The following is a 23,809-nucleotide window of genomic DNA, read 5'->3' as shown; positions in this document are numbered from 1 at the left end:
AACCATTCGTAAGAGCTTTAGCTGAAAGAAAATGTAATCAAATAAAGCTCCAGTAGGGGATTTATTTTACTTGAAACAAATCAATAAATTTTGTTTTTTTGAACTTAAGGTATTTCTGTTCCGTTTCTGCCAAGTCCTTAACATAATCATTATATTGTACTTTGAATTGCTTGAATGAAGTACTGAATTCATCCATGCCCATATGCTCAGCATGATATATACAGCTTTTTGCTAATGAAGAAGCATTAAAAGCGGAGACACTTGAATCACGAAGTTTCTTAAGCACGTCATTAATTATGTCTTTGTCTTTCAAAAATAACGACCACCTTTCAATCATTTCCAAATTTTCTGATAGGTCGTCTATTCTTTGAATATCAAACGTGTGGTTTAGAATAATCATTTGATAATCATGAGCTTTGTTTCTATCAATATAAGTTATGCGTTCATCGACAGCTTTTAAGTACTCAAACGCATCATGTAATTCAGATATGTACATTTTAGTTTTACTGTATTGTTCATCGATATCGGATAACAGTTGTTCGGCTTTATCAAAACCTTTTGTATGTGATCGTTGTGAGAACCACTGATTAGCATTTGCAGCTGCATACACAGCTACACCTGCCATTACAGCATTACATACAGCACTAATCAGATCTGAACCATTGCCCCAATCCATGAATCCCTTCCCGATAAAATCTTTTGTATTGTATGTACCACAACATTGTTTAAGGTGCTATCAAAAGGGTAATTCACCCTGCATATCACAGAATGCATCATCCTTATCATGTGCCTCCAACATAGCTTGCTGTGCGAAGAACCAACTACTAACTGAATCGCCACGGGTTTAACAGACACCTCAGAGTCATTTAAGATGACTTAAAGAGAGGTGCCCATGAGCGGTAAGCGTTATCCTGAAGAGTTTAAAATTGAAGCAGTCAAACAGGTTGTTGATCGTGGTCATTCTGTTTCCAGTGTTGCAACACGTCTCGATATCACCACTCACAGTCTTTACGCCTGGATAAAGAAGTACGGCCCGGATTCTTCCACTCATAATGAACAGTCAGATGCTCAGGCCGAGATCCGCCGTCTTCAGAAAGAGTTGAAGCGGGTTACGGACGAACGGGACATATTAAAAAAAGCCGCGGCGTACTTCGCAAAGCTGTCCGACTGAGGTACGCCTTTATCCGCGACAACAGCCGTTGCTGGCCTGTTCGTTTGCTCTGTCGGGTTCTGGATGTCCATCCGAGTGGATTTTATTTCTGGCTTCAGCAGCCACATTCGCAGCGTCACCAGACAGATCAGATGCTGACCGGGCAAATCAAACAGTTCTGGCTTGAGTCTGGCTGCGTCTATGGTTATCGCAAGATCCATCTCGATCTGCGTGATACCGGACAGCAGTGCGGAGTGAACCGGGTCTGGCGGCTGATGAAGCGTGCCGGAATAAAAGCTCAGGTTGGGTACCGTAGCCCACGAGCACGTAAAGGCGAAGCCAGTATCGTGACACCCAACAGGCTCCAGCGGCAGTTCAATCCGGACTCACCGGATGAGCGTTGGGTGACGGACATAACCTACATCCGAACCCACGAAGGCTGGCTGTATCTGGCCGTGGTGGTTGACCTGTTCTCCCGAAAAGTTATCGGCTGGTCAATGCAACCCCGCATGACAAAAGAGATTGTCCTGAACGCATTACTTATGGCGGTGTGGAGGCGTAATCCTCAAGTTCACTCTGATCAGGGTAGTCAGTACACGAGCCATGAGTGGCAGTCGTTCCTGAAATCACACGGTCTGGAAGGCAGCATGAGTCGTCGCGGTAACTGCCACGACAACGCGGTTGCGGAAAGCTTTTTCCAGCTACTGAAACGCGAACGGATTAAGAAAAGGATCTACGGAACGAGAGACGAAGCCAGAAGCGATATTTTTGATTATATCGAAATGTTTTATAACAGTAAGCGTCGGCATGGTTCGAGCGAGCAGATACCACCGGCTGAATATGAAAACCTATATTATCAACGGCTCAGAAGTGTCTAGATTATCCGTGGCGATTCAAACTAATAAGAAAGCCCCATAAGGGGCTTTTTTTTATATAGCCGTGAAAATTACATTAAGTATTACATATGAATAAAAAATAAAATCATTGATGAGTGGTCTTTTAGTTTTGCTATGCATATCGACATTTTTTCAACATGTCCCTTGATTACGAATACATAATGCTGATAATCTAAAAACGTACAAAAGAGCTTCGAGGTTGTTATGAAAAATGTAAACGAGCTTTCAAAATAGGAATTGTTAAGTGCATTAGTTGCACAAGCAAAAGAGTACGCAACGGTCGACTTTGATCAGATTGAAAAATATGGTATTATTAAAAAAGTTAGGGGAGGTTATTTGGTTGTTAAACATAGCAAACTTCCTGATACGGCTCGAAAGTTAATGAAATCCCTCAAATCGACTAAAGATGGAGTGCAAATGATTATTAGTAAACCTCCAAAATCTTTTCTGGATTTAGGTAAATGATTTAGTGGCCTCTTAATCGAGGCCATTTTCATTTAGGGGTGTTTATATTAATTATGGTTTTTTGCTCTGGTGCATACAGTTTAATTTCATTTTCATGAAAAGCTATCGTTAATGTTAAATTATCATTTTCTTTTATATCTAATGACTGCTTAAATGCTTTCTCATCAGCTTGTATTACTTGTGTGAAATAATCAATATTTCTTTGAACATGCATTAAACTATGTATATCATGGAAACAATCACCATTAGACATTATCCCCATCAGTTGATATACAGTTCCATCTCCCATTTTTAATGAGTAATTACAATGACTTTTTTGTAACGCTAGGCGTTGTGTTGAATCTAATTCATGTCCTGTAATACCTTTTGCTTTATAACGTTCTATAGATTCCGGAAGGTATTTATGTAATTTTTTTATCAGTTTTTCATTAACCCAAACATCCGAATGTCCGCGTCCATGAGGCATGATGTCTATAAGAACTACTGCATTTTCAAAAAACATACAAAATAAAACGGGGCCAGTTCGATTAAAGTATCCTTTCTTATATGGTTCTTCAGAAAGATGTAAGTGATGGATATTCCAACAGTTTAAAAGAAGATCGTTATATATGTACTTCGACGTGCTTAAAGAAAGATGTGGCTTTATGGATACCCCAAGGGTAAGTTTCCTTCTGATTGAGTCATACGCCTTTTCTGTTTCTTTAGGCACTTGAATTCCTGGTAGTTCGATTACTATTCTTCTTTTGACACTTGGTATCCTTCTTTGTAATGCAAAAACAGTCTTTAAATTTTCAATTATTGTTAGGCTATCATCATATTGAAAACCAAACTGAGCTAACTGTTCATCAATATAAGTTCGCATTCCCATTTCTGGTAAAAAACTAATCATTTCAAATATCCTTTTTTGAGTGTTCCTGTGTGTGAGTTAATTTGATTGATTTAATTTCTGATCCTGAGGGGGTTATATCTCACTGTTATCCCCCTCTAACATTTTGGCTTGCCTCATGGGATTACCAATTCCAATTGGCTGTAGTCCTTGTTGGTCGGTGGCTAGTGTGCTCAGTATAGGTAGCTGTAAGAACTATTTTTCCGGTTTCCTTTGAAACAATGTCATAAACATCGGTTTCAGTTTCACCCATAGAACCTTTCGTTCTACTGCTTTTATAGACGTAATCGTACTGCTCTGGTGGATAGTTACGTTTGAAATCTTCGTCAGTCATGTTTTAATCCTCAATAATATAAAATATATCTGTGACAGATTACTCACATTTCCAAACTGTATTTTGTACACCACTGCCTTTAGGTAAATGTGGGTTCATGTTAGCACTATGAACATATGTTGCCTTTTCTTTCCCATACTGCTGACATGCTTCATTTGCTGTTGTTTGTAAACTATCTAAACCATACCAACCGTCAGACTGAATACTAACAGTCTTTCCATCATTATATTGTACTGCTGCACATCCCGCTAATGTTAACGGGATAAGAATCATTATTAGGGATTTCATTATTATTTCCTAAATACCCATACAACTACTGTACAAGGGTATCTTATGGCAAGAATTACTAAAAAGGAATCAGCATTACACATTCAGGTTATGGATCTCATCCACTCTGATAAGCGACTCACACAAGACAATAGAGAGTTTATCTTCAACAACTACAAAGGCGATGGTAAAGGGGCTACTGGTGCTTTCTTCACACCTGAAATGCTCGCATGGGATTTCATACTTGATGCTGGCTGTACTGGTCATTGTATCGAACTATGTGCGGGAATCGGTCGCCTCAGCCACTACCAGTACTTAAGGAATAGACCTACGCACATTACATGCGTAGAACTTAATCCAAAGTACGTAATGATTGGGAAGAGGGTACTACCAGAGGCAGAATGGATTACAGGTGACGCACTAAATTACTCATCAGACCATTTCTATGATGTTGTCTATAGCAATCCTCCTTTCGGTAAGATCAACACGTCAGAAGTCTATACAGGCCGTTATAAGGGCAGTGAGTTTGAATATAAGGTGATTGAATATGCGAGTACTTTCTCATCTTTTGGGGCATGTATCGTACCGCAAGGTTCCGCAGGGTTTAAGTACTCTGGACATAGGTACTATGACGCTTCAGTACAAACTGCTAAGTATCAAAAGTTCGTGGATGATACGGGGTACACGTTTCAACCTGGTTGCGGTATCGACACCAGTATCTTCAAAGATGAATGGAATGGTACGAAAGGGATTTGTGAGAGCGTCTTAGTTGATTATGACGGCAAAAATTTATGATGTATTTTACTTTACGCTGCTTCCAGCGTGGCGTACATGGTCATTGGTGTCTCCCTGTTTTCCAGAAGGTTTCAGGGAAAGAATAGCTGAATATCTGATTCTGCAAGTATGAATACGAAAATAAGCTGTCAGGCGTTCGTCTTATTCCGTCACCGGCCGTAACGCGCGGGATAAACTAAACCATGAATAAATGGCATTGAACAACACGACGCCCGCCGTCACGATAAAGACGGCGCGAAAACCGAAACTGGCGGAGACCCCAGCCCCGAGCAGCGGTCCGGTGACGTTACCGATATCGCGGAATGACTGGTTATAGCTGAAAATACGCCCGGCAATCTGGTTCGTGGAGTTGTAAACCAGCAGGGTCTGTACGGCGGGAAGCAATGCGCCGTCGGCGGCTCCCAGTAAAAAGCGCAGGGCACCCAACTGCCATGGCGTTTGCACCATCGACATCGGGATAAGCAGCAGGACGGAAATCACCAGCGCGCAGATCAGTATTTTTTCCGGACCCACCCGGTCCCCCAGTTTTCCGAGCCTTGGGGCGCTCAGCAGCGCTGCCACGCCGGGTACGGAGGCAATCAGCCCGCTGATGAACGCAATATTGCTGACGTTACTCGCCAGATCGCGAACGTAAAGCGTCAGAATAGGGGCAATCGACCCGGTAGCCACCTGGATAATCATTGTCGTCACGAACAGGCTCAGCACCAGTCTGGGATTTTTTAGTGAGGTCAGCACTTCCCTGGCGTGGAGCATCTCTTTTTTGGCGACAGGCGTGAAGTTTTCCCGAATACAGAGCAGGGTGACGATGAAGCACAGGAACAACACGCTGGCGGTGATAAAGAAAACCGGCCGCAGTCCATAGCTATCGGCCAGGAGCCCGCCGGCCAGTGGCCCCAGCAGGGCACCGCTCACGCCGCCGGTTGAGAGCGTGCCCAGCGCCCAGCCGCTTTTATGGCGGGGAATTTGTGTGGCAATCAGGGCATTCGCGTTGGGAATAAATCCTCCCAGCAGGCCCAGCAGCGCGCGCAGTATTAGAAACTGCCAGACGTTTTGCGCCACGCCCATCAGCGCCATAATGATGACCATCCCAAGCGCCGAGCGCAGCAGCATGATTTTTCGCCCCTTGCGGTCTGCAAGGCCGCCCCAGAAGGGTGAGGCCATCGAGGAAAAGAGAAACGTGATGCTGAATACCAGGCCAGACCACATATTGAGCGCGCTGTGGCCCGTCACGCCAAGCTGTTCGACGTAGAGCGGCAGGAAGGGCATGACCAGGCTAAAGGCCGCGCCGGTAAGAAAACAGCCAAGCCACGCAACCGTGAGGTTACGCTTCCAGTTTATGGGGGCATCTGAGGGTGACATAACAATCCGCATAATGAGGTGCTGAGCACCTGAAGCATGAAGTAATAAGCCTGCTAATTATGTGCCTGGGTTATGAATACCGCAATGAGGGGGAGCTTTTAAAGCTAAAACAGCATGCGGCCCTGAGGGCCGCATGAGGATTAATAGCGAGACGGCGTGCCGTGTGGCCGCGTTTTAAAACGGCGGTGCAACCACATGTACTGCTCGGGCGCCAGCATGATGCACTTCTCCACAACGCTGTTCATCCAGCGCGCGGTGGTTTCCGCATCGTCGAGCGGTGGCGCGAGTTCCGGCTCCAGCATCATCAGCTCGTAGCCTGAACCATCCGGCTTACGGCGGGGAACAAAAGGCACGATAGCGGCTTTGGACATCCGCGCCAGCATCCAGGTTCCGGTCGTTGTGGCGGCCTCTTCAACGGCGAAGAAGGGGACAAATACGCTGGCCTGCGGGCCATAGTCGTGGTCGGGGGCGTACCAGACCACTTCACCGGATTTCAGCGCGCGGATCATTCCCTTCAGATCTTTACGGTCGATCATGCTTTTGTTGGAGCGCATGCGGCCATTGGTCTGGATTAAATCGATGACCGGGTTATCGTTAGGGCGATAAACGCCAATGCCCGGCGCCTGCATGCCGAACATGCGCGCCCCGATTTCAAGCGTCAGGAAATGGACGCCAATCAGCAGAACGCCCGTCTGGTTGGCCTGAAGCGTATGCACCGGATCCATGCCGGTACCCGTCACCTCGCTCCAGCGAGCCATGCGTTTGTCCGGCCAGAACCACGCCATGCCGGTTTCCATAAGGCCCATCCCGACGGATTCGAAATTCTTCGCGACCATATCGTGACGCTCTGACTCGCTCATCTGCGGAAAACACAGCTCAAGATTGCGGTACGCGATTCTGGCTCGACGTTTCATAAACAGTTGCGCGAAGCGGCCCAGAAATTTACCCAACCGAAAAATAACAGGGTAGGGAAGCTGTACCAGAAGCCATAAAAAGCCGATGCCAAGCCAGGTCAACCAATAGCGGGGATGCAAAAGGGCGGCAGTAAATTTTGGTAACTGGGTCATGTCTTTCCTGTGTTCAAACGTCCTGTTTTGCTAGTGTCTCATTTTTTGAGACGTAGCCAAAATATCTGCTTTCGAAGCGTGCACGAATACAGCAATTGTTAAGCCTGATTAATCAGGGTGTGTGAAATGTAGCGTAAATTGTGTGGATGTAAATTGGTTTTGTTTGCTATATGATGCCGACCGATTTTTCATTCTCTCTAACGATTCCAGGACTGTACACCATGCCAGTGTTACACAACCGCGTTTCGAATGAGATGTTAAAAGCGCGTATGTTGGCTGAAACCGAACCGCGCACAACCATCTCATTCTATAAATACTTCACGATCGACGATCCGCAGGCTACCCGCGATGCGCTTTATCAGGCGTTCACGGCGCTTAACGTCTTCGGCCGCGTCTACCTTGCCCGTGAAGGTATCAACGCGCAGATTAGCGTACCGGAAAGCAAAGTCAGCGCCTTCCGTGACGTACTTTATCAGTTTGACCCTGCACTCGACGGCTTACGCCTGAACATTGCCCTGGATGATGACGGGAAATCCTTCTGGGTGCTGCGCATGAAGGTGCGTGAACGCATCGTGGCAGACGGTATCGACGATCCTGAGTTTAACCCGTCGGACGTCGGTGAATACCTCAAGGCGGCGGAAGTGAATGCGATGCTGGACGATCCGGATGCCGTATTCATTGATATGCGTAACCACTATGAGTACGAAGTGGGGCATTTCGAGAACGCGATGGAAATCCCGGCTGATACCTTCCGCGAGCAATTGCCCAAAGCGGTTGAGATGATGCAGGAGCATAAAGATAAAAAGATCGTTATGTACTGCACCGGCGGTATCCGCTGCGAGAAAGCCAGCGCGTGGATGAAGCACAACGGCTTCAATAAGGTCTGGCACATTGAAGGCGGCATTATTGAGTACGCTCGTCGCGCCCGTGAGCAGGGGTTGCCGGTACGCTTTATCGGGAAAAACTTTGTCTTTGACGAGCGGATGGGTGAGCGTATCTCTGAAGACGTTATTGCCCAGTGCCACCAGTGCGGCGCGCCGTGCGATACCCACACCAACTGCAAAAACGACGGCTGCCATCTGCTGTTCATTCAGTGCCCGGCCTGTGCCGAGAAGTTTAACGGCTGCTGTAGCGAGCTGTGCAGTGAAGAGAGCATCCTGCCGGAAGAAGAGCAACGTCGCCGTCGCGCAGGACGTGAAAACGGCAACAAGATTTTTAATAAATCACGTGGTCGTCTGAATACCAAACTGGGTATCCCTGACCCGGAATGATAATAACGCCCGGCACGGTGAAAACCTGCCGGGCGAAGTTATTATGATTTCTGCTGTACCCCTTCAACGGAAATAATCAGCTCAACGTCCTGAGACGCCGGGCCTAAATCCGTTGTGATATTAAAATCTTTCAGGTGAATTTTCCCTGCCGCTTCAAAGCCTGCGCGTTTACCGCCCCACGGATCGTCACCCTGGCCCAGTAATTTAGCATCAAGCGTGACCGGTTTGGTTACGCCGTTAAGCGTCAGGTTGCCGGTAATATTCAGCTTATCACCGTCTTTCTTCACCTCAGTAGAAGTGAAGGTCGCCTGCGGGAATTTCGCGACGTTGAGGAACTCCCCACTTCGCAGGTGTTTATCGCGCTCTGCGTGGTTCGTGTCGACGCTGTTCGTATTAATCGTCACATTGACTTTATCGGCCGCGGGATTTTTCTCGTCAAAGGTGAACGTGCCGTCAAAATCCTTAAAGGTACCGTACAGCCAGCTGTATCCCAGGTGCTGAATACGGAAATTGACGAAAGCGTGCTGGCCCTCTTTATCAATTTTATAATCCGCCGCCACGGCATTACCGGCGGTGAATAACAGAGAACCCAGGGCGATACCCAGCAGGTGTCTTTTCATTTTATGCTCCAGAGTCAACTGACGAGCGGCCAAGCATGCGCTTTAGCGTATCGTCTTTATCAATAAAATGGTGTTTGAGGGCGGCAAGCCCGTGAAGTACGGACAGGATCACCACGCTCCAGGCAAGCCAGAGGTGAACTACCCCCGCCGTATCGGCCTGCGCCCCGGCATCGCTAAGCGTTGCCGGAACCTCGAACAGGCCAAAAACGTTAATCGGCTTACCGTCAGCCGTCGAAATGAGATAGCCGCTAATCAGGATGGCAAACAGCAGCGCATAGAGGGCAATATGCGCGGCGACTGCACTAACGCGGGTAAATTTGCTGTGAGACGTTGGCGCGGCGGGCGGCGGGGAGATATGTCGCCAGATCACGCGGAAGACCAGCCCCAGCATCAGCAGGACACCAATACTTTTATGCAACTCTGGCGCCTGGTGATACCAGCCATCGTAATAGCTGAGCGTGACCATCCAGAGCCCAAGTCCAAACATACCGTAGACGGCAAGAGCAAATATCCAGTGCAAACTTATGGATATTATTCCGTAGCGCCGGGAGGAGTTACGCAATTGCATCAGAATGTCCATTTTCATATTAACCGAAAGGTAAAAATGAACGGGAAGAGGTGATATTGCAACTGAAATAATTGTCTATTGATTTTTATTTTATTTATTTCAGCGTTTTTGAACAGGATCAATAAATTTAATTCAATGTCTTCGTGCAAGTAAAATAGAGAGTTTCAATAAAGCTAAATTAATGTCAATTATTGTCAGCAAGAGTTTTCAATAAAATACAATATAAACAAAATCAATAATGGCCAGTAGCGCCCACAGTAAGATATAGAGCATAAAATGCTCGCGAATATTATTCATAAGAAAGTTAACGATCCTGCGCATAACGCCCCAACATGCAGTGTAAATGAAACGGGCTCCGGGACGTCCGGAGCCCGTGGCGGATTATCCGTTAAATCGCGAGAGGGAGAAGGGCGTCAGATCAAACTGCGGCGTGATGCCCTGGGCAAACTGCGCGGCGATTTCACCCAGCACGGAAGCAAACTTAAAGCCGTGGCCGCTCAGCCCGGTGATAAGCAGGACGTTGTCATGCCCCGGCAGGGTGTCAATGATAAAGTCTTCATCCGGCGTGTTGTCGTAGGTACAGGCCGCGCCATACAGCAAGCCACCGACGCCTGGAAGAATATTGCGCAGGAACGAGAAGGCCTCTGAACCATCCTGTGGGAAGGCGCCGAAGGGCTTACGCTCGTCAGGAGAGGCGATAGCCTGGCCACCGTTGTGTTTACCGATTTTCAGCGCGTCTTTCTCGGAAGGGAAACCGTAGAACTGATCTCCATTCGGCAATTCGCCGGTAAAGGCCGGGAATTTATTCTGCGCGCTGTAGCGCCCATCCGACTGGAACCAGGAGAAGACCTTACGCACCGGCTGGACAGGCAGTTCCGGCAGCAGGCGCGTGACCCAGGTTCCTGCGCTGACGAGCAGGCGGGACGCTGAATAGTCGCCGTCAATAGTCGTTACCGTGACGCCATTCTCGTCATCGGTGATAGCCTCTACCGGACAGTTAAACAGCTGCGCGCAGCCGGCTTTCGCGGCAAGATCGATCCAGGTTTTGATCGCTGTTTCACAGTGCAGCACGCCGGAGTGGGCTTCAAAGAGGCCAATGTAATCGTCGGGGACGGTAATTTCAGGCCAGCGCGCGGTAATGCCCGTCGCGTCCAGCTTCTCGACATCAAGATTAAAGGCTTTTGCGCTGCGCTCGACGCTGGCGAGAAAATCAGAATGGGAAGGGCCAAGGTTGATGACGCCGGTACGCTCGAAAATACGCTCTTCGGTCTGCTTCGCCAGTTCATCCCACAGCGTCTGGGCGCGAAGCACCAGCGGTACATAGCGCTCGCCTTCTCCATACGCGTGGCGCATGAGGCGGGTATCGCCATGATGGCTGCCCTCCGAATGAGGAGGAAGGTGGGCATCGATCATCAGGACCTTCAGGCCTGCCTGTGTTGCGTAATAACCGGCGGCGGAACCCACGGAGCCGCTACCAATAATGATTAAGTCGTATTTCATATGCATCTCATAAACTGACGTTTTGTTAGCAGAGTAATTAACAACGCGGGGTTAGACAAGGGAGAAATAAATAAGGCACCGCGAGGGTGCCTGTAGAGAGAAAAGTGGGCATAAGCTTAGTGCCGTTTATACTCATTTTCCTGATAGTCGCCAGATTCTATTTTTGCAATACCTGCTTCTAAAATAGAAATAAACTGACGGGCGACGTCTGTTGTTAGCCACAGCGTCTGTCCAACTTCCGCTTCTTCACGGTTGAGTTGATTCGGGGTCTGGTAGTGCAAACGCAGCATCAGCGCATCGTAGCTATCTACGGTACTGATATCCCAACCAACCAGTGGATGGGTCTGGATCACTTCACTATTCTTTTCCATTATAACCCCCTTAATGCGTGTTAGAAGACAACGGCTTTGAGGTTCAATGCATGTTTTTCTGAAAGCATCTTCAGTATACCAAGTAATAAGGGTTCCGACGGGAAAAATAAACAGCTGGCAACACATTTTTCTGCTTTTTAGGATTGTTCGAACAATAAAACACCATCTTGTTCACGATTCTTAAAGAAGATGCCGAATTAATTTGAACTTGCAGGATTTTTAGACAAAAAAAAGCCGGGGCGACCCGGCAAAAAACACAATGAGGGAGCAGTGTTAATCTGTGATAAACCAGTCGTCTGCGCTTTCCCACGTTTCCTGCAGGATTTCGCTGATGCGATCTTTATCTTCTTTCGCAGCACCAATGACGGATAGGTTGTTCGCCGCGGCGTAACGCACCGTTACGGCACCCGCGTTATCGGGAAAGGTGTTGTTAATACGGCGGGATAATTCGCCTGCCAGTGCATCAAGCGCGCCGGCAGGCAGAACGGTAGTTTTGGCTATGGTGACTTCAATACGCATAAATGCCCCCTGTGTAATATACTGTTTATTTATACAGGCATATTATCTGTTTGACAACAAGGGGGATTGATTTTTTAACGTTTTACCGTCCAGTTAACGGTTTCACCCGCCAGGAATGGGATCAGCGTATCATCCGTCAGGGCAATGGACTCCTCAACGTGGCTCGCTTTCCGCTCCAGCTCGATGAAGGTGTCGTTGACCGGCAGGCCGTAGAAGCGCGGGCCGTTAAGGGAGCAGAATGCTTCGAAATGTTCCAGCGCGTTCATCTCTTCAAATACTGTTGCGTAGCTGGCAAGCGCCGTTGGGGCGTTGAAGCAGCCTGCACAGCCGCAGCTCGCCTCTTTACGATGGCGGGCGTGAGGTGCGGAGTCGGTACCGAGGAACGCGCGGGAGAACCCGCTGGCGACCAGCTCGCGCAGCGCCTGCTGGTGGATGTTGCGCTTGAGGATAGGCAGACAGTAGAGGTGAGGGCGCACCCCGCCCACCAGCATGTGGTTACGGTTAAACATCAGGTGCTGTGGCGTAATGGTGGCGGCGATAAGATCGTTGCCGTCACGCACGTACTCTGCCGCGTCTTTGGTGGTGATATGTTCAAAAACCACCTTTAGCGCTGGCAGGCGCTGGCGCAAAGGCTCCATCACGGTCTCGATAAAACGGGCTTCACGGTCGAAGATGTCAATCTCCGCGTGCGTGACTTCACCATGGACCAGCAGCGGCATACCCAGTTTCTGCATGCGTTCCAGAACCGGCATGATGGCATCAATGCTGGTGACGCCGTGGCTGGAGTTGGTGGTGGCATTTGCCGGGTAGAGTTTCGCTGCCGTAAAGACGCCTTCGTTAAACCCACGCTCCACTTCGTTCGGGTCCAGCGAGTCGGTCAGATAGCAGGTCATCAGCGGGGTAAAATCGTGTCCCGCAGGCACGGCATCCAGGATGCGCTGGCGATAGGCTATCGCGGCATCGACGGTGGTGACTGGTGGAACCAGGTTAGGCATGACAATCGCGCGGCCATAAATTTCGCTGGTATAAGGCACGACGGTTTTCAGCATATCGCCATCGCGCAGATGGATATGCCAGTCGTCAGGGCGGCGGATTTTAAGAACCTGGGGTTGTGCAGTCATGGAAGCTCCGGCTTGTCAGGAATCAGTCATAAGGATGGCTGTTTTTGCCGGACACAAATCATAAGCGGAAACGTTTTCGTTTGCACACTTTTCCGTGAAAAAAAAGGGCGCCGCAGCGCCCTTCAGGTTAATCGGTGAAAGGAATGATAATTTCGCCCGGTTTCACCTCTATGCCTTTTGCGTATTTTTTCGCCAGGGCTTCACCCTTGCTTTTGTCTTCACTTAAGACGTACGCGGGCTGCTGGTTAAAATAATTACGCAGCGACTGATTCAGATAGGGCATCAGGGTTTGCAGAACCGGTGCCATCTTGTCCGGAGACACCTTCGCATCGACCACTTCCATCTCCTGCAGGAAAATCGCCCCTTTCTCTTTGTTGAAAACAGGGAGTGCCTTCAGCTTGAGCTTGATGTTGGCTTTCTGATTGCCAAACAGGGAGGACATATCGAGGTCCGCATCACCGGCCAGGGTGACTTTGTTTGGCTCTTCACGTCCGATCTGGCTACTCAGGTTTGTGAGCACGATATGCGCGTCCGCCAGTCCCGGCACGCCAATGTCTTTAGAGAAATTGTTATGTTTTTCCAGCGCCTGATTAATTTCCTGTTCACTGACGGTATATTGCGTGAGCTGGTTACAGCCAACCAGCAGGCCGCTGAAAACTAATGCAGCGGCAAAGACAATTTTCTTCATAGTGTTCCTCAACGAAAATCGGCGCTTCTGTCCTGTTACGCCAGTATGTCAGCGTGAATGGGCAGAAACCAGCAGAAAAAACTGAGAAGTGGGGCGGGAGGCGCTCCCGCCCGAGGGAAAGGCTACGCGCCAGGCTCGAGCATGCCGCTCGCGCTGCGTTTTTGGCTGAACTGCCACCACAGGGCCAGTAGCGTCATAAAGCCCACCACGCCGAGCATCATCCATGGTAGCTCGGGCTGGTTTAGCGCTTTGCCGGCATCAAACAACCAGCCGCCCCCGGCGTAACCTAATGCACCGCCGAGCGCCAGCCCCAGGCGGCTGAACCCCATATAGCTGCCGCGCGCACGCGCATCCGCAAGCGAGGCGCTCAGCGTTTCGCGGGCAGGCTCGGCGATGATTGAGCCAATATAGAACGTGCAAATCAGCGTAAACAGCTGCTGGAGCGTGTTCACCAGGCCGATCGGCATCATGCTCAGCGTCATCAGAAACAGCCCGGCCATCAGGCGATGTTCCAGACGAAAACGTCGCTCGCTCCAGCGGGCAATCGGATAGAGCAGCGTTAACGACAGGCAGGCTTCAATGGCGTACATCCATTTTACGGCTGCAGGCGTGCCCGCAATATCGTTAACCATGATCGGCAGCATCAGCATGACCTGTACGGCCAGCATGTAGTATCCCGTCAGGGTCAACACATAGGTGACAAAACGCCTGTCGCGCAGGACCCGGCCAAGCCCTTCCCGGACCGGCGCTTTGACCGTCGACAGCTTCCAGGCGGGCAGGAACAGGCCATTAAACAGCGCGCACAGAATAAAGAGCACCGCCCCAGCCGCACAGACCAGACGGAAGTCATACTGCAGCAGCCAGCTTCCCAGCAGGGCGCCGACAACCGCCCCGGCACTGTCCTGCATCATCAGAATCGAGAAGAAACGGCCGCGGTGCTGAGGGCGAATAAGCTTCACCACCAGCGCGGTACGTGGCGGATCGAACAGCGTGCCCCCGATGCCGGAGAGAAAGCAGGAGAACCAGAGCAGCCAGGGCTCCTGGGCGACCGCCATCGTGGCAAACCCTGCCGCGCGCAGCAGCATACCGGTAACGATCATCGGTTTAGCGCCAAAGCGGTCGGCGATAGCCCCGCCAAAGACGCCCAGACCCTGCTGGACAAACTGGCGTAGCCCCAGGGCAATGCCGACCATTAATGCCGCCCAGCCCATTTGATCGACAAAGCGGATCGATATAAGGGGAAAAACGACAAAAAAGCCGAGCACGACCAGCATGTTATCGACGAGCAGGAAATATTTACCCAGGCTCCTGGCCTGTGATACGCGGGACATTTTCCCTCCAGGGAAAATAAAATGGTGAGCACGCTAACATTCTGCGTTGTCGCCGCGTTTTTTCCCACCCCCGGGCGTGACAATATTTTTTTATCAAAAGGCTGCTTTGATAGAGAGTTCTCATCGAAAATAGTGAAAAGCGAGAAAAATGGTATGTCACTGTTTTCACAGACGGCGCAGGCGCAGGTATAGTAAAGCTAATGGGTAAGCAGAAGTGACGGGAAGGAGTGGGATCGATGTTTGGCTATCGCAGTAATGTGCCAAAAGTGCGTCTGACAACGGACAGGCTGGTCGTTCGTCTGGTGCATGAGCGTGATGCCTGGCGTCTGGCGGATTATTACGCCGAGAATCGCCAGTTTTTAAAACCCTGGGAACCCGTTCGGGATGAGAGCCATTGTTACCCTTCCGGCTGGCAGGCGCGCCTCAGCATGATTACGGAATTTCACAAGCAGGGCAGCGCGTTTTATTTCGCGCTGCTGGATCCCGAAGAGAAAGAGATTATCGGGATCGCCAATTTTTCAAACGTGGTGCGCGGGTCGTTTCACGCCTGCTACCTTGGGTACTCCATCGGCCAGAAATGGCAGGGGCAGGGGCTGATGTACGAGGCGTTAACGGTGGCGATCCGCTATATGCAACGCACGCAGCATATCCATCGCATCATGGCGAACTATATGCCGCATAATCAGCGCAGCGGCAATTTGCTGGCGCGTTTAGGGTTCGAGAAAGAGGGTTACGCCAAAGACTATCTGCTGATTGACGGAGAGTGGCGCGACCACGTTCTGACGGCGTTAACCACCCGGGACTGGACCGCAGGTCGTTAAGGAGAAAAGATGAAGTATCAGCTAAACGGTACAGAAGCGCGCGTGATTGGGTGCTTACTCGAAAAACAGGTCACCACGCCGGAGCAGTATCCGCTCTCCGTCAACGCCGTGACCATGGCCTGCAACCAGAAAACCAACCGCGAGCCGGTGATGAACCTCAGCGAGCATGACGTTCAGGACGTGCTGGATGCGCTGGTAAAACGCCACTATTTGCGCACCGTCAGCGGCTTCGGCAACCGCGTGACCAAGTACGAACAGCGCTTTTGTAACTCCGAATTCGGTGATCTGAAGTTGAGCAGCGCGGAAGTGGCGGTCATCACCACGCTGCTGCTGCGCGGGGCGCAGACGCCGGGGGAACTGCGCACGCGCGCTTCCCGTATGCATGAGTTCAGCGATATGCAGGAGGTCGAGCAGACCCTGGAAGGGCTGGCTTCTCGTGAAGACGGCCCATACGTGGTGCGTCTGGCGCGCGAGCCAGGCAAACGTGAAAGCCGCTATATGCATCTGTTCAGCGGCGACGTCGATGTCGCTACCGTGGAGAGCGACGCGGTATCCTCAGCAGGCACTGACACTCTTGTCGCGCGCGTAGAAGCGCTGGAAGAAGAGGTCGCCGGGCTGAAACAGCGTCTGGATGCCTTGCTGGCACATCTGGGAGACTGACGGTGAAAAAATTACGCGTAGGCGTGGTGGGGCTGGGCGGCATTGCGCAAAAAGCCTGGCTGCCTGTTTTAGGTGCGGCGACGGACTGGACCCTGCAAGGGGCATGGTCACCCACGCGAGAAAAGGCAGAAGGTATCTGCGAAACCTGGCGCATTTCGTACGCTGCCTCCCTGCAGGATCTGGCCCGCGAGTGTAATGCGGTTTTTGTGCATACCTCAACGGCAACTCACTATCAGGTGGTGAGCGAGCTGCTCAATGCGGGGGTTCACGTCTGCGTGGATAAACCGCTGGCGGAAAATGTTCCGGACGCGGAACGTCTGATCGAACTGGCGGCGCGCAAAAAACTGACGCTGATGGTGGGCTTCAACCGCCGCTTCGCGCCGCTTTACCAGCAGCTTAAGGCGCAGTCGGGCACGCTTGCCTCGCTGCGAATGGATAAGCACCGTACCGACAGCATTGGGCCAAACGATCTGCGGTTCACCCTTCTGGATGATTACCTGCATGTGGTGGATACGGCGCTGTGGCTGACCAACGGTAATGCGCAGCTGAAAAGCGGCACCCTCGTGACAAACGATCAGGGGCAAATGGTCTACGCTGAACACCACTTTTCCGTTGAGCATCTTCAGATTACCACCAGCATGCACCGTCGGGCGGGTAGCCAGCGTGAATCCGTGCAGGCGGTGACCGACGGCGCGCTGTACGACATTACGGACATGCGCGAGTGGAGGGAAGAGAAGGGCAACGGCGTGGTGACGCTCCCGGCGCCAGGCTGGCAGAGCACCCTCGAGCAGCGCGGTTTCGCAGGATGCGCCCGCCACTTTATCACCTGCGTGCAAAATCAGACGGTTCCTGAAACGTCCGGCGAGCAGGCCATTATGGCGCAGCGCATTGTAGAAAGGCTCTGGCGCGATGCCATGAGTGAATAACTCGCTGTAACATCTGCGGATAGTAATTCGTTGAAATCCGGGTAGACTAAGCGCCGCTTGTAGGCTTTGCCGGGTGGCGCTTACGCTTGCCCGTCCTGGAAATCCGTATGGTTCTGGAAATTCACGTTAATGAACTTATTAAAATCGCTGGCGGCCGTCAGCTCGATGACCATGTTTTCCCGCGTGCTGGGATTTGCACGCGACGCCATTGTGGCAAGGGTATTTGGTGCAGGGATGGCCACGGACGCCTTTTTCGTCGCCTTCAAATTGCCGAACCTGCTGCGTCGTATTTTTGCTGAAGGGGCGTTTTCCCAGGCATTCGTGCCCATTCTGGCGGAATATAAAAGCAAGCAGGGTGAAGACGCGACGCGCGTCTTTGTTTCTTATGTCTCCGGATTGCTGACGCTGGCTTTAGCTGTGGTGACCGTACTCGGGATGCTGGCCGCGCCCTGGGTGATTATGGTGACCGCGCCCGGGTTTGCCGATACGGCTGACAAATTTGCCCTGACCTCGCAGCTTTTGCGCATTACCTTCCCCTATATTCTGCTCATCTCGCTGGCTTCGCTGGTGGGGGCTGTCCTGAATACCTGGAACCGCTTCTCTGTCCCGGCGTTTGCGCCGACGTTTCTCAACGTCAGCATGATCGGTTTTGCCCTGTTCGCCGCGCCGCACTTCAACCCGCCGGTGCTGGCGCTGGCCTGGGCGGTCACCGTCGGCGGCGTGCTGCAGCTGGCGTATCAGCTGCCGCATCTGAAAAAAATCGGCATGCTGGTGCTGCCGCGCATCAATCTCAAAGATGCCGGGGCGATGCGCGTGATCAAGCAGATGGGGCCCGCCATTCTCGGCGTCTCAGTCAGCCAGATCTCGCTTATCATCAACACCATCTTTGCCTCTTTCCTCGTGTCCGGTTCGGTTTCCTGGATGTACTACGCCGACCGCCTCATGGAATTTCCGTCCGGGGTGCTGGGCGTGGCGCTGGGGACCATTCTGCTGCCGTCGCTGTCGAAAAGTTTTGCCAGCGGCAACCATGATGAATATTGCCGCCTGATGGACTGGGGATTACGTCTCTGTTTCCTGCTGGCCCTGCCAAGCGCGGTGGCGCTGGGTATTCTGGCTAAACCGTTAACGGTGTCGCTCTTCCAGTACGGAAAATTCACCGCTTTTGATGCTGCCATGACCCAGCGCGCGCTGATTGCCTACTCGGTCGGATTGATGGGGCTGATCGTCGTCAAGGTGCTGGCGCCAGGGTTCTACTCGCGTCAGGACATCAAAACGCCGGTGAAAATTGCTATCGTGACGCTGATTATGACGCAGCTGATGAACCTAGCGTTTATTGGGCCGCTGAAGCATGCGGGCCTGTCATTATCGATTGGTCTGGCGGCCTGTCTGAATGCCGGGCTGTTATACTGGCAGCTGCGCAAGCAGGATATTTTCACGCCGCAGCCGGGCTGGGGGAGTTTCCTGGTGCGTCTGATCGTTGCGGTACTGGTGATGTCTGCCGCGCTGCTTGGCATGATGTACGTGATGCCGGAATGGTCCTTGGGCACCATGCCATACCGTTTGATGCGGCTGATGGCCGTGGTAGGCGTTGGGGTGGTGGCTTATTTTGCCACGCTCGCGGTGCTGGGGTTCAAAGTGAAAGAGTTTGCCCGCCGTACGGCATAAACGCCAAAAGGGGAGTTCACCTTATGGTGCTCCCCGCTGCATGATTTGTCGCTCAGGCGTCAAATCGAAATCTTTTTAACTCCCGCAATACGCGCAGTCGCTGTCTGACCATCCGCACCGTACAGTCCGGTTTCTTTATGCGGTTTCAATACCTCAAGCGCCTGCTGGTTACGTTCAATCTGACCTTCCAGTAGCCAGCCGTTGTGCTGGTTAAGATCGCGCAGATGCTGGGTTTTTTCGGTAATGGTTTGCCAGCGCTCAATAATATCGTCATTGGCGCTACGCTTAGTATCCTGCTCAGCACGGCGCTGCTGCTCCAGATAATCCAGCGTCGCCAGGAGTGAACTCTTATCTTCAGTAATACGCTGCAGCGCACTGCCGTTGATGTGACCGGAAGAGAGATGCTGTTGTTCAGCGTCCATTACCGTTTTCAGGTCGTTAAGAACAACCGTCATTTGATCCAGTATTTCTGACAGTCGACTCATACGGTTAGTTACTCTGTAAGAAACTCTGTGCTTCCTGAATCAGGGCGTCAGCGATTTTGCTGGTGTCCATTTTCAGCTCACCGTTACGAATAGCCGTTTTCAGCGCTTCAACACGTTCCATATTGATATCGTTGCTGCCTGGCTGCATCAGTTTTGCCTGCGCGTCGCTCAGGGTAACGCTGGTGCTGTTGGACGTTGACGGTTTTTCCAGACGCGTTTTCTGCGCAGGAGCGTCATTCGTTTCGCGAGGTTGTACAGCGCTTACCGGCTTCAGGGCTGATGTACGATCAATGCTCATAGTGTTGTCCTCATCGAGGGTTCGCGGCGTTTGCGCCTGATATCATCATTAGTGGAATATTTATCGGCACGCGCCGCGAAATCTTTAAAAAGATTATAGGTTAATCAGAATATTCCCATCAGAATCGACGGTTCCGCTCACCACCTGGCCTGAGGACATTCTGACGCGGGCGTTTTGCGCAACCGCGGCATTGTTTAACGCTTTCCCTTCACTGTTGATGCTAAAGCCATCTCCGTTGGCCACCACCATCACCTGTTGACCCGCTTTTACCCGCCACGACTGACGCAGCATTGAAAGCTGTATCGGCTGGCCGGGGGCGACATCACGCAGGCTGACGGCGTCCTGTGCCTGGTTCATTTCAAGCATGGTGCGTGGCGGCAGCTGATCCAGACGCCCGCGTTTTAACGTCACGCTGTTCGTCTGCAGGACGCTGCCGCGCGCAATGGGCACGGCGGCGACAACATAATTGCCCGTCGCCTGAACTGCAACCTGTAAATAGCGTTTTTCGTTCGCGCAGCGTGCCAGCACGTTCACATTCCCCCACAGCCTGGTAGTCCCCGTCACGCTGAATGACGGTTGGTCACAGGTTGGGTACAGATTCGGTGGTGTGCGCACGGTAACGTTAACCTCGTCGGAAAAGCCCGCCAGCTTTTCAGCAAAAAAAGCCGTCAGCCGATCCTGTAAGCCATCAGCCTGCACCAGAGGGCTAAACAGCAAGAAAGTTGCCACCAGGCCACGTTTTAACGTTTGCATCGCAAGTTCCACCGTTTCCAGAATTGAATGAATTCTACCTGCAGTGGTTTTGCATCAACGCAATAAATAGCGACGCATTTTGCGCTTATTCCGTCGATAGGGGAGACCGGGTGAGATTTAAGCTGTGAACTGAAATTTTGCCATCAGCGGAGGAGACATGCTCGATAAACTCGACGCCGCGTTACGTTTTCAGCAGGAAGCGCTCAACTTACGCGCCCAGCGGCAGGAGATTTTAGCCGCCAACATCGCTAACGCCGATACCCCGGGGTTTCAGGCGCGCGATATTGATTTTTCCAGTGAACTCAAAAAGGTGATGGAGCGTGGACGTGCCGAAGGAACGGGTGTTGCACTCGCCATGACATCCTCTCGCCATATTCCTGCTCAGGCGATGACCGCGCCAGCGACCGATTTACTTTACCGCATTCCCGATCAGCCCTCACTCGACGGTAACACCGTGGATATGGACCGGGAGCGTACACAGTTTGCCGATAACAGCCTGAAATACCAGACGGGTCTGACCGTACTCGGCGGACAAATCAAAGGCATGATGAACGTCCTGCAGGGGGGGAACTGATAGATGGCCTTGTTGAATATTTTTGATATTGCCGGTTCGGCGTTAACCGCGCAGTCCAAACGCCTGAACGTGGCCGCCAGTAACCTGGCGAACGCCGACAGCGTAACCGGACCCGACGGCCAGCCTTATCGTGCCAAACAGGTTGTCTTTCAGGTCGATGCGGCGCCAGGCGCTGCGACGGGCGGTGTGAAGGTGTCTGATGTGGTAGAGAGCCAGGCGCCGGACAGGCTGGTGTATGAGCCGGGTAATCCGCTCGCGGATGCCAGCGGATACGTGAAAATGCCAAACGTGGATGTGGTGGGTGAGATGGTGAACTCCATGTCGGCGTCCCGTAGCTACCAGGCCAACGTCGAAGTGCTTAATACCGTGAAGAGCATGATGCTCAAAACACTCACTCTCGGCCAGTAAAGGAGACATGCATGTCCATCGCCGTAAATGTGAATGATCCTACGAACTCGGGTGTTAATAACACGAAGAGTACGACGGGTTCTAACTCCCTGACCGGGAGCAATGCCTCCGATCTTCAGGGCAGCTTTCTGACGCTGCTGGTGGCGCAGCTTAAGAACCAGGATCCCACCAACCCAATGCAGAATAACGAACTGACCACGCAGCTTGCGCAAATCAGCACCGTGAGCGGCATTGAGAAGCTCAACACTACCCTCGGTGCCGTTTCCGGCCAGATTGGCAGCAGCCAGTCTCTGCAGGCAGCGAGCCTGATTGGTCACGGGGTGATGATCCCTGGAACCACGATTCTGGCGGGCACCAGCACCACTGAAGGGAACACCACAACGACCACCACGCCGTTTGGCGTTGAGCTGCAGCAGGCGGCGGAGAAAGTTACCGCAACCATTACCGACAGCAACGGCACGGTCGTGCGCACCATTGATATCGGTGAGCTGAAGGCGGGCGTTCACACCTTTACGTGGGATGGCAGCCTGACCGACGGCACTAAAGCACCAAACGGTTCTTACAAAGTAGCGATCAGCGCCAGCAACGGGACGACCCAGCTGGTGGCGCAGCCGCTGCAGTTCGCGCTGGTCCAGGGCGTGATTAAAGGAAGCGACGGCAACAAACTGGATTTGGGAACCTCTGGTTCCACCACACTCGACGAAGTTCGGCAGATTATCTAAGCCTTAACACTTATCAGGAGTAAGTCATGGCCTTTTCTCAAGCGGTCAGCGGCCTGAATGCTGCGGCCACCAACCTGGACGTCATTGGCAACAACATCGCCAACTCCGCGACCTATGGTTTTAAATCCGGTTCTGCTTCTTTTGCAGACATGTTTGCCGGTTCCAAAGTGGGTCTGGGCGTAAAAGTTGCAGGCATCACTCAGGACTTTAGCGACGGCACCACCACCAACACCGGCCGTGGCCTGGACGTTGCCATCAGCCAGAACGGGTTCTTCCGTATGGTCGATTCTAACGGTTCTGTGTTCTACAGCCGTAACGGCCAGTTCAAACTGGATGAAAACCGTACGCTGGTTAACATGCAGGGCATGCAGCTGACGGGCTACCCGGCAGCAGGAACGCCTCCAACCGTTCAGACCGGTGCGAATCCTCAGGCGATTACTATCCCGAATACCCTGATGGCGGCGAAATCAACCACCACCGCCACGCAGCAGATCAACCTGAACTCAACCGATCCTGTTCAAACCGCCCCCTTCGATGCGACCAACCCGGATACCTATAACAAAAAAGGTACCGTGACCGTATTCGACAGCCAGGGTAACGCCCATAACATGTACGTCTACTACGTTAAGACGGCCAACAATAAATGGGATCTTTACACTCAGGACGGCAGCGTTGCGGGTTCTGCTGCGACGAAAGCGGCGCAGATGAACTTTGATGCGAACGGTAACCTGGCGGGTGTCTATAACTACGACGCAGCGGGCGTGCTGAGCGCAGCGCCAAACGCCACGCCGGCCATTAACATCACCACGGGTTCTGTCAGCGGTGCGACGGCGGCGACCTTCTCCCTGAGTTTCCAGAACTCCATGCAGCAGAACACCGGTGCAAACAGCGTGGTGGCAACCAATCAGAACGGCTACAAGCCTGGCGACCTGGTGAGCTACCAGATCAACGACGATGGCACCGTGGTGGGAAGCTACTCTAACGAACAGTCTCAGGTTCTGGGTCAGATCGTGCTGGCAAACTTCGCCAACAACGAAGGCCTGAAGTCTGAAGGCGACAACGTCTGGTCTGCCACACAGTCTTCCGGCGTGGCGCTGCTGGGCACCGCAGGCACCGGTAACTTCGGCAAGCTGACCAACGGCGCGCTGGAAGCCTCCAACGTGGATATGAGTAAAGAACTGGTGAACATGATCGTCGCGCAGCGTAACTATCAGTCGAACGCGCAGACCATCAAAACCCAGGACCAGATCCTCAACACGCTGGTTAACCTGCGTTAAGCGGCTAACAGG

At 51.8% G+C, this 23,809-nt stretch carries 29 protein-coding genes; 11 read left to right on the top strand and 18 right to left on the bottom strand.

Annotated elements, in window-relative coordinates:
- Window positions 1–61: 61 nt before the first annotated feature.
- Window positions 62–676, bottom strand: coding sequence for a hypothetical protein (locus USH94_RS11595; RefSeq protein ID WP_111966159.1), 615 nt, complete (start codon window positions 674–676; stop codon window positions 62–64).
- A gap of 216 nt (window positions 677–892) precedes the next feature.
- On the opposite strand from USH94_RS11595, the gene USH94_RS11590 reads away from it, so the two are divergent.
- Window positions 893–2,028 (top strand): IS3 family transposase gene (locus USH94_RS11590; RefSeq protein WP_320731321.1). Its coding sequence is split into 2 segments (ribosomal slippage): window positions 893–1,130 and window positions 1,130–2,028, totalling 1,137 coding nucleotides; the frame shifts between segments, so codons are not numbered across the junction.
- 511 nt (window positions 2,029–2,539) lie between these two features.
- Here the strand turns inward: USH94_RS11590 and USH94_RS11585 are convergent.
- The 3 genes from USH94_RS11585 to USH94_RS11575 all read right to left on the bottom strand — a co-directional run bounded on the left by USH94_RS11585 (window position 2,540) and on the right by USH94_RS11575 (window position 4,019).
- The gene (locus USH94_RS11585) at window positions 2,540–3,400 is read right to left on the bottom strand and encodes a hypothetical protein (RefSeq protein ID WP_111965847.1); all 861 of its coding nucleotides are present in this window, start codon (window positions 3,398–3,400) and stop codon (window positions 2,540–2,542) included.
- A 121-nt stretch (window positions 3,401–3,521) separates the two neighbouring features.
- On the bottom strand, window positions 3,522–3,731 hold the full coding sequence (locus USH94_RS11580) for a hypothetical protein (protein ID WP_146749046.1): 210 nt from the start codon (window positions 3,729–3,731) through the stop codon (window positions 3,522–3,524).
- 39 nt (window positions 3,732–3,770) lie between these two features.
- Complete coding sequence (locus USH94_RS11575) at window positions 3,771–4,019, bottom strand: hypothetical protein (protein ID WP_111965846.1); 249 nt, start codon at window positions 4,017–4,019, stop codon at window positions 3,771–3,773.
- Window positions 4,020–4,064: 45 nt separating this feature from the next.
- Here USH94_RS11575 and USH94_RS11570 point away from each other — a divergent pair, with 45 nt between their 5' ends.
- Entirely contained in the window at window positions 4,065–4,793 is a 729-nt protein-coding gene (locus USH94_RS11570) for a methyltransferase (protein WP_111965845.1), read from the top strand.
- A 141-nt stretch (window positions 4,794–4,934) separates the two neighbouring features.
- Here USH94_RS11570 and mdtG read toward each other — a convergent pair whose 3' ends face one another.
- Window positions 4,935–6,152, bottom strand: a complete 1,218-nt coding sequence (mdtG, locus tag USH94_RS11565; protein WP_111965844.1) for a multidrug efflux MFS transporter MdtG — start codon at window positions 6,150–6,152, stop codon at window positions 4,935–4,937.
- 140 nt (window positions 6,153–6,292) lie between these two features.
- The gene (locus tag USH94_RS11560) at window positions 6,293–7,219 is read right to left on the bottom strand and encodes a Kdo(2)-lipid IV(A) acyltransferase (protein WP_111965843.1); all 927 of its coding nucleotides are present in this window, start codon (window positions 7,217–7,219) and stop codon (window positions 6,293–6,295) included.
- Between the two features lie 221 nt (window positions 7,220–7,440).
- On the opposite strand from USH94_RS11560, the gene USH94_RS11555 reads away from it, so the two are divergent.
- Entirely contained in the window at window positions 7,441–8,490 is a 1,050-nt protein-coding gene (locus USH94_RS11555; protein ID WP_111965842.1) for a rhodanese-related sulfurtransferase, read from the top strand.
- A 41-nt stretch (window positions 8,491–8,531) separates the two neighbouring features.
- Here USH94_RS11555 and USH94_RS11550 read toward each other — a convergent pair whose 3' ends face one another.
- The 9 genes from USH94_RS11550 to mdtH form a co-directional block, all read right to left on the bottom strand.
- The gene (locus USH94_RS11550; RefSeq protein ID WP_111965841.1) at window positions 8,532–9,110 is read right to left on the bottom strand and encodes a YceI family protein; all 579 of its coding nucleotides are present in this window, start codon (window positions 9,108–9,110) and stop codon (window positions 8,532–8,534) included.
- 1 nt (window position 9,111) lies between these two features.
- Window positions 9,112–9,678, bottom strand: a complete 567-nt coding sequence (locus USH94_RS11545) for a cytochrome b (RefSeq protein WP_111965848.1) — start codon at window positions 9,676–9,678, stop codon at window positions 9,112–9,114.
- 207 nt (window positions 9,679–9,885) lie between these two features.
- On the bottom strand, window positions 9,886–9,999 hold the full coding sequence (locus USH94_RS11540; protein ID WP_032639612.1) for a YceO family protein: 114 nt from the start codon (window positions 9,997–9,999) through the stop codon (window positions 9,886–9,888).
- A 60-nt stretch (window positions 10,000–10,059) separates the two neighbouring features.
- Window positions 10,060–11,178 carry an N-methyl-L-tryptophan oxidase gene (gene solA, locus USH94_RS11535; protein WP_111965525.1) on the bottom strand — a complete coding sequence of 373 codons (1,119 nt, stop codon included), beginning with the start codon at window positions 11,176–11,178 and terminating at the stop codon, window positions 10,060–10,062.
- A 116-nt stretch (window positions 11,179–11,294) separates the two neighbouring features.
- Window positions 11,295–11,549: a biofilm formation regulator BssS gene (gene bssS / locus USH94_RS11530; RefSeq protein WP_008500827.1), complete on the bottom strand. Its 255-nt coding sequence runs from the start codon at window positions 11,547–11,549 to the stop codon at window positions 11,295–11,297.
- Window positions 11,550–11,822: 273 nt separating this feature from the next.
- Window positions 11,823–12,068: a DNA damage-inducible protein I gene (dinI, locus tag USH94_RS11525; protein WP_008500826.1), complete on the bottom strand. Its 246-nt coding sequence runs from the start codon at window positions 12,066–12,068 to the stop codon at window positions 11,823–11,825.
- 74 nt (window positions 12,069–12,142) lie between these two features.
- Window positions 12,143–13,189 carry a dihydroorotase gene (gene pyrC / locus USH94_RS11520; protein WP_023311125.1) on the bottom strand — a complete coding sequence of 349 codons (1,047 nt, stop codon included), beginning with the start codon at window positions 13,187–13,189 and terminating at the stop codon, window positions 12,143–12,145.
- A 127-nt stretch (window positions 13,190–13,316) separates the two neighbouring features.
- On the bottom strand, window positions 13,317–13,877 hold the full coding sequence (locus USH94_RS11515; protein WP_111965526.1) for a lipoprotein: 561 nt from the start codon (window positions 13,875–13,877) through the stop codon (window positions 13,317–13,319).
- Between the two features lie 122 nt (window positions 13,878–13,999).
- A complete protein-coding gene (mdtH, locus tag USH94_RS11510) occupies window positions 14,000–15,208 on the bottom strand; it encodes a multidrug efflux MFS transporter MdtH (protein WP_111965527.1) in 1,209 nt (402 codons plus the stop codon).
- Window positions 15,209–15,444: 236 nt separating this feature from the next.
- On the opposite strand from mdtH, the gene rimJ reads away from it, so the two are divergent.
- The 4 genes from rimJ (at window position 15,445) to murJ (ending at window position 19,280) form a co-directional block, all read left to right on the top strand.
- On the top strand, window positions 15,445–16,029 hold the full coding sequence (rimJ, locus tag USH94_RS11505; protein ID WP_008500822.1) for a ribosomal protein S5-alanine N-acetyltransferase: 585 nt from the start codon (window positions 15,445–15,447) through the stop codon (window positions 16,027–16,029).
- 9 nt (window positions 16,030–16,038) lie between these two features.
- A complete protein-coding gene (locus USH94_RS11500) occupies window positions 16,039–16,689 on the top strand; it encodes a YceH family protein (RefSeq protein ID WP_111965528.1) in 651 nt (216 codons plus the stop codon).
- A 2-nt stretch (window positions 16,690–16,691) separates the two neighbouring features.
- The gene (locus USH94_RS11495) at window positions 16,692–17,615 is read left to right on the top strand and encodes a Gfo/Idh/MocA family protein (RefSeq protein WP_111965529.1); all 924 of its coding nucleotides are present in this window, start codon (window positions 16,692–16,694) and stop codon (window positions 17,613–17,615) included.
- Window positions 17,616–17,744: 129 nt separating this feature from the next.
- Complete coding sequence (gene murJ / locus USH94_RS11490) at window positions 17,745–19,280, top strand: murein biosynthesis integral membrane protein MurJ (protein WP_111965530.1); 1,536 nt, start codon at window positions 17,745–17,747, stop codon at window positions 19,278–19,280.
- A 59-nt stretch (window positions 19,281–19,339) separates the two neighbouring features.
- Here the strand turns inward: murJ and flgN are convergent, their stop codons facing one another.
- From flgN to flgA, 3 genes are all read right to left on the bottom strand, one after another.
- Window positions 19,340–19,765, bottom strand: coding sequence for a flagella biosynthesis chaperone FlgN (gene flgN, locus USH94_RS11485; RefSeq protein WP_111965531.1), 426 nt, complete (start codon window positions 19,763–19,765; stop codon window positions 19,340–19,342).
- Window positions 19,766–19,769: 4 nt separating this feature from the next.
- The gene (gene flgM, locus USH94_RS11480) at window positions 19,770–20,063 is read right to left on the bottom strand and encodes a flagellar biosynthesis anti-sigma factor FlgM (protein ID WP_023311133.1); all 294 of its coding nucleotides are present in this window, start codon (window positions 20,061–20,063) and stop codon (window positions 19,770–19,772) included.
- Between the two features lie 93 nt (window positions 20,064–20,156).
- Window positions 20,157–20,816, bottom strand: coding sequence for a flagellar basal body P-ring formation chaperone FlgA (gene flgA / locus USH94_RS11475; protein ID WP_111965532.1), 660 nt, complete (start codon window positions 20,814–20,816; stop codon window positions 20,157–20,159).
- Window positions 20,817–20,973: 157 nt separating this feature from the next.
- Between flgA and flgB the strand changes: the two genes are divergently transcribed.
- From flgB to flgE, 4 genes are read left to right on the top strand one after another with little or no spacing between them, the layout of a single operon-like run.
- Window positions 20,974–21,390, top strand: a complete 417-nt coding sequence (flgB, locus tag USH94_RS11470; protein WP_023311135.1) for a flagellar basal body rod protein FlgB — start codon at window positions 20,974–20,976, stop codon at window positions 21,388–21,390.
- Window positions 21,391–21,393: 3 nt separating this feature from the next.
- Entirely contained in the window at window positions 21,394–21,798 is a 405-nt protein-coding gene (flgC, locus tag USH94_RS11465; RefSeq protein ID WP_008500814.1) for a flagellar basal body rod protein FlgC, read from the top strand.
- Between the two features lie 11 nt (window positions 21,799–21,809).
- The gene (flgD, locus tag USH94_RS11460; RefSeq protein ID WP_111965533.1) at window positions 21,810–22,520 is read left to right on the top strand and encodes a flagellar hook assembly protein FlgD; all 711 of its coding nucleotides are present in this window, start codon (window positions 21,810–21,812) and stop codon (window positions 22,518–22,520) included.
- A 26-nt stretch (window positions 22,521–22,546) separates the two neighbouring features.
- Entirely contained in the window at window positions 22,547–23,797 is a 1,251-nt protein-coding gene (flgE, locus tag USH94_RS11455) for a flagellar hook protein FlgE (protein ID WP_111965534.1), read from the top strand.
- Window positions 23,798–23,809: the final 12 nt, after the last annotated feature.

This window comes from Enterobacter sp. 148H3, assembly GCF_034107425.1.
GTDB classification, from domain to species: Bacteria; Pseudomonadota; Gammaproteobacteria; order Enterobacterales; family Enterobacteriaceae; genus Enterobacter; species Enterobacter vonholyi.
This window is presented reverse-complemented; position numbering and strand designations above follow the sequence as displayed.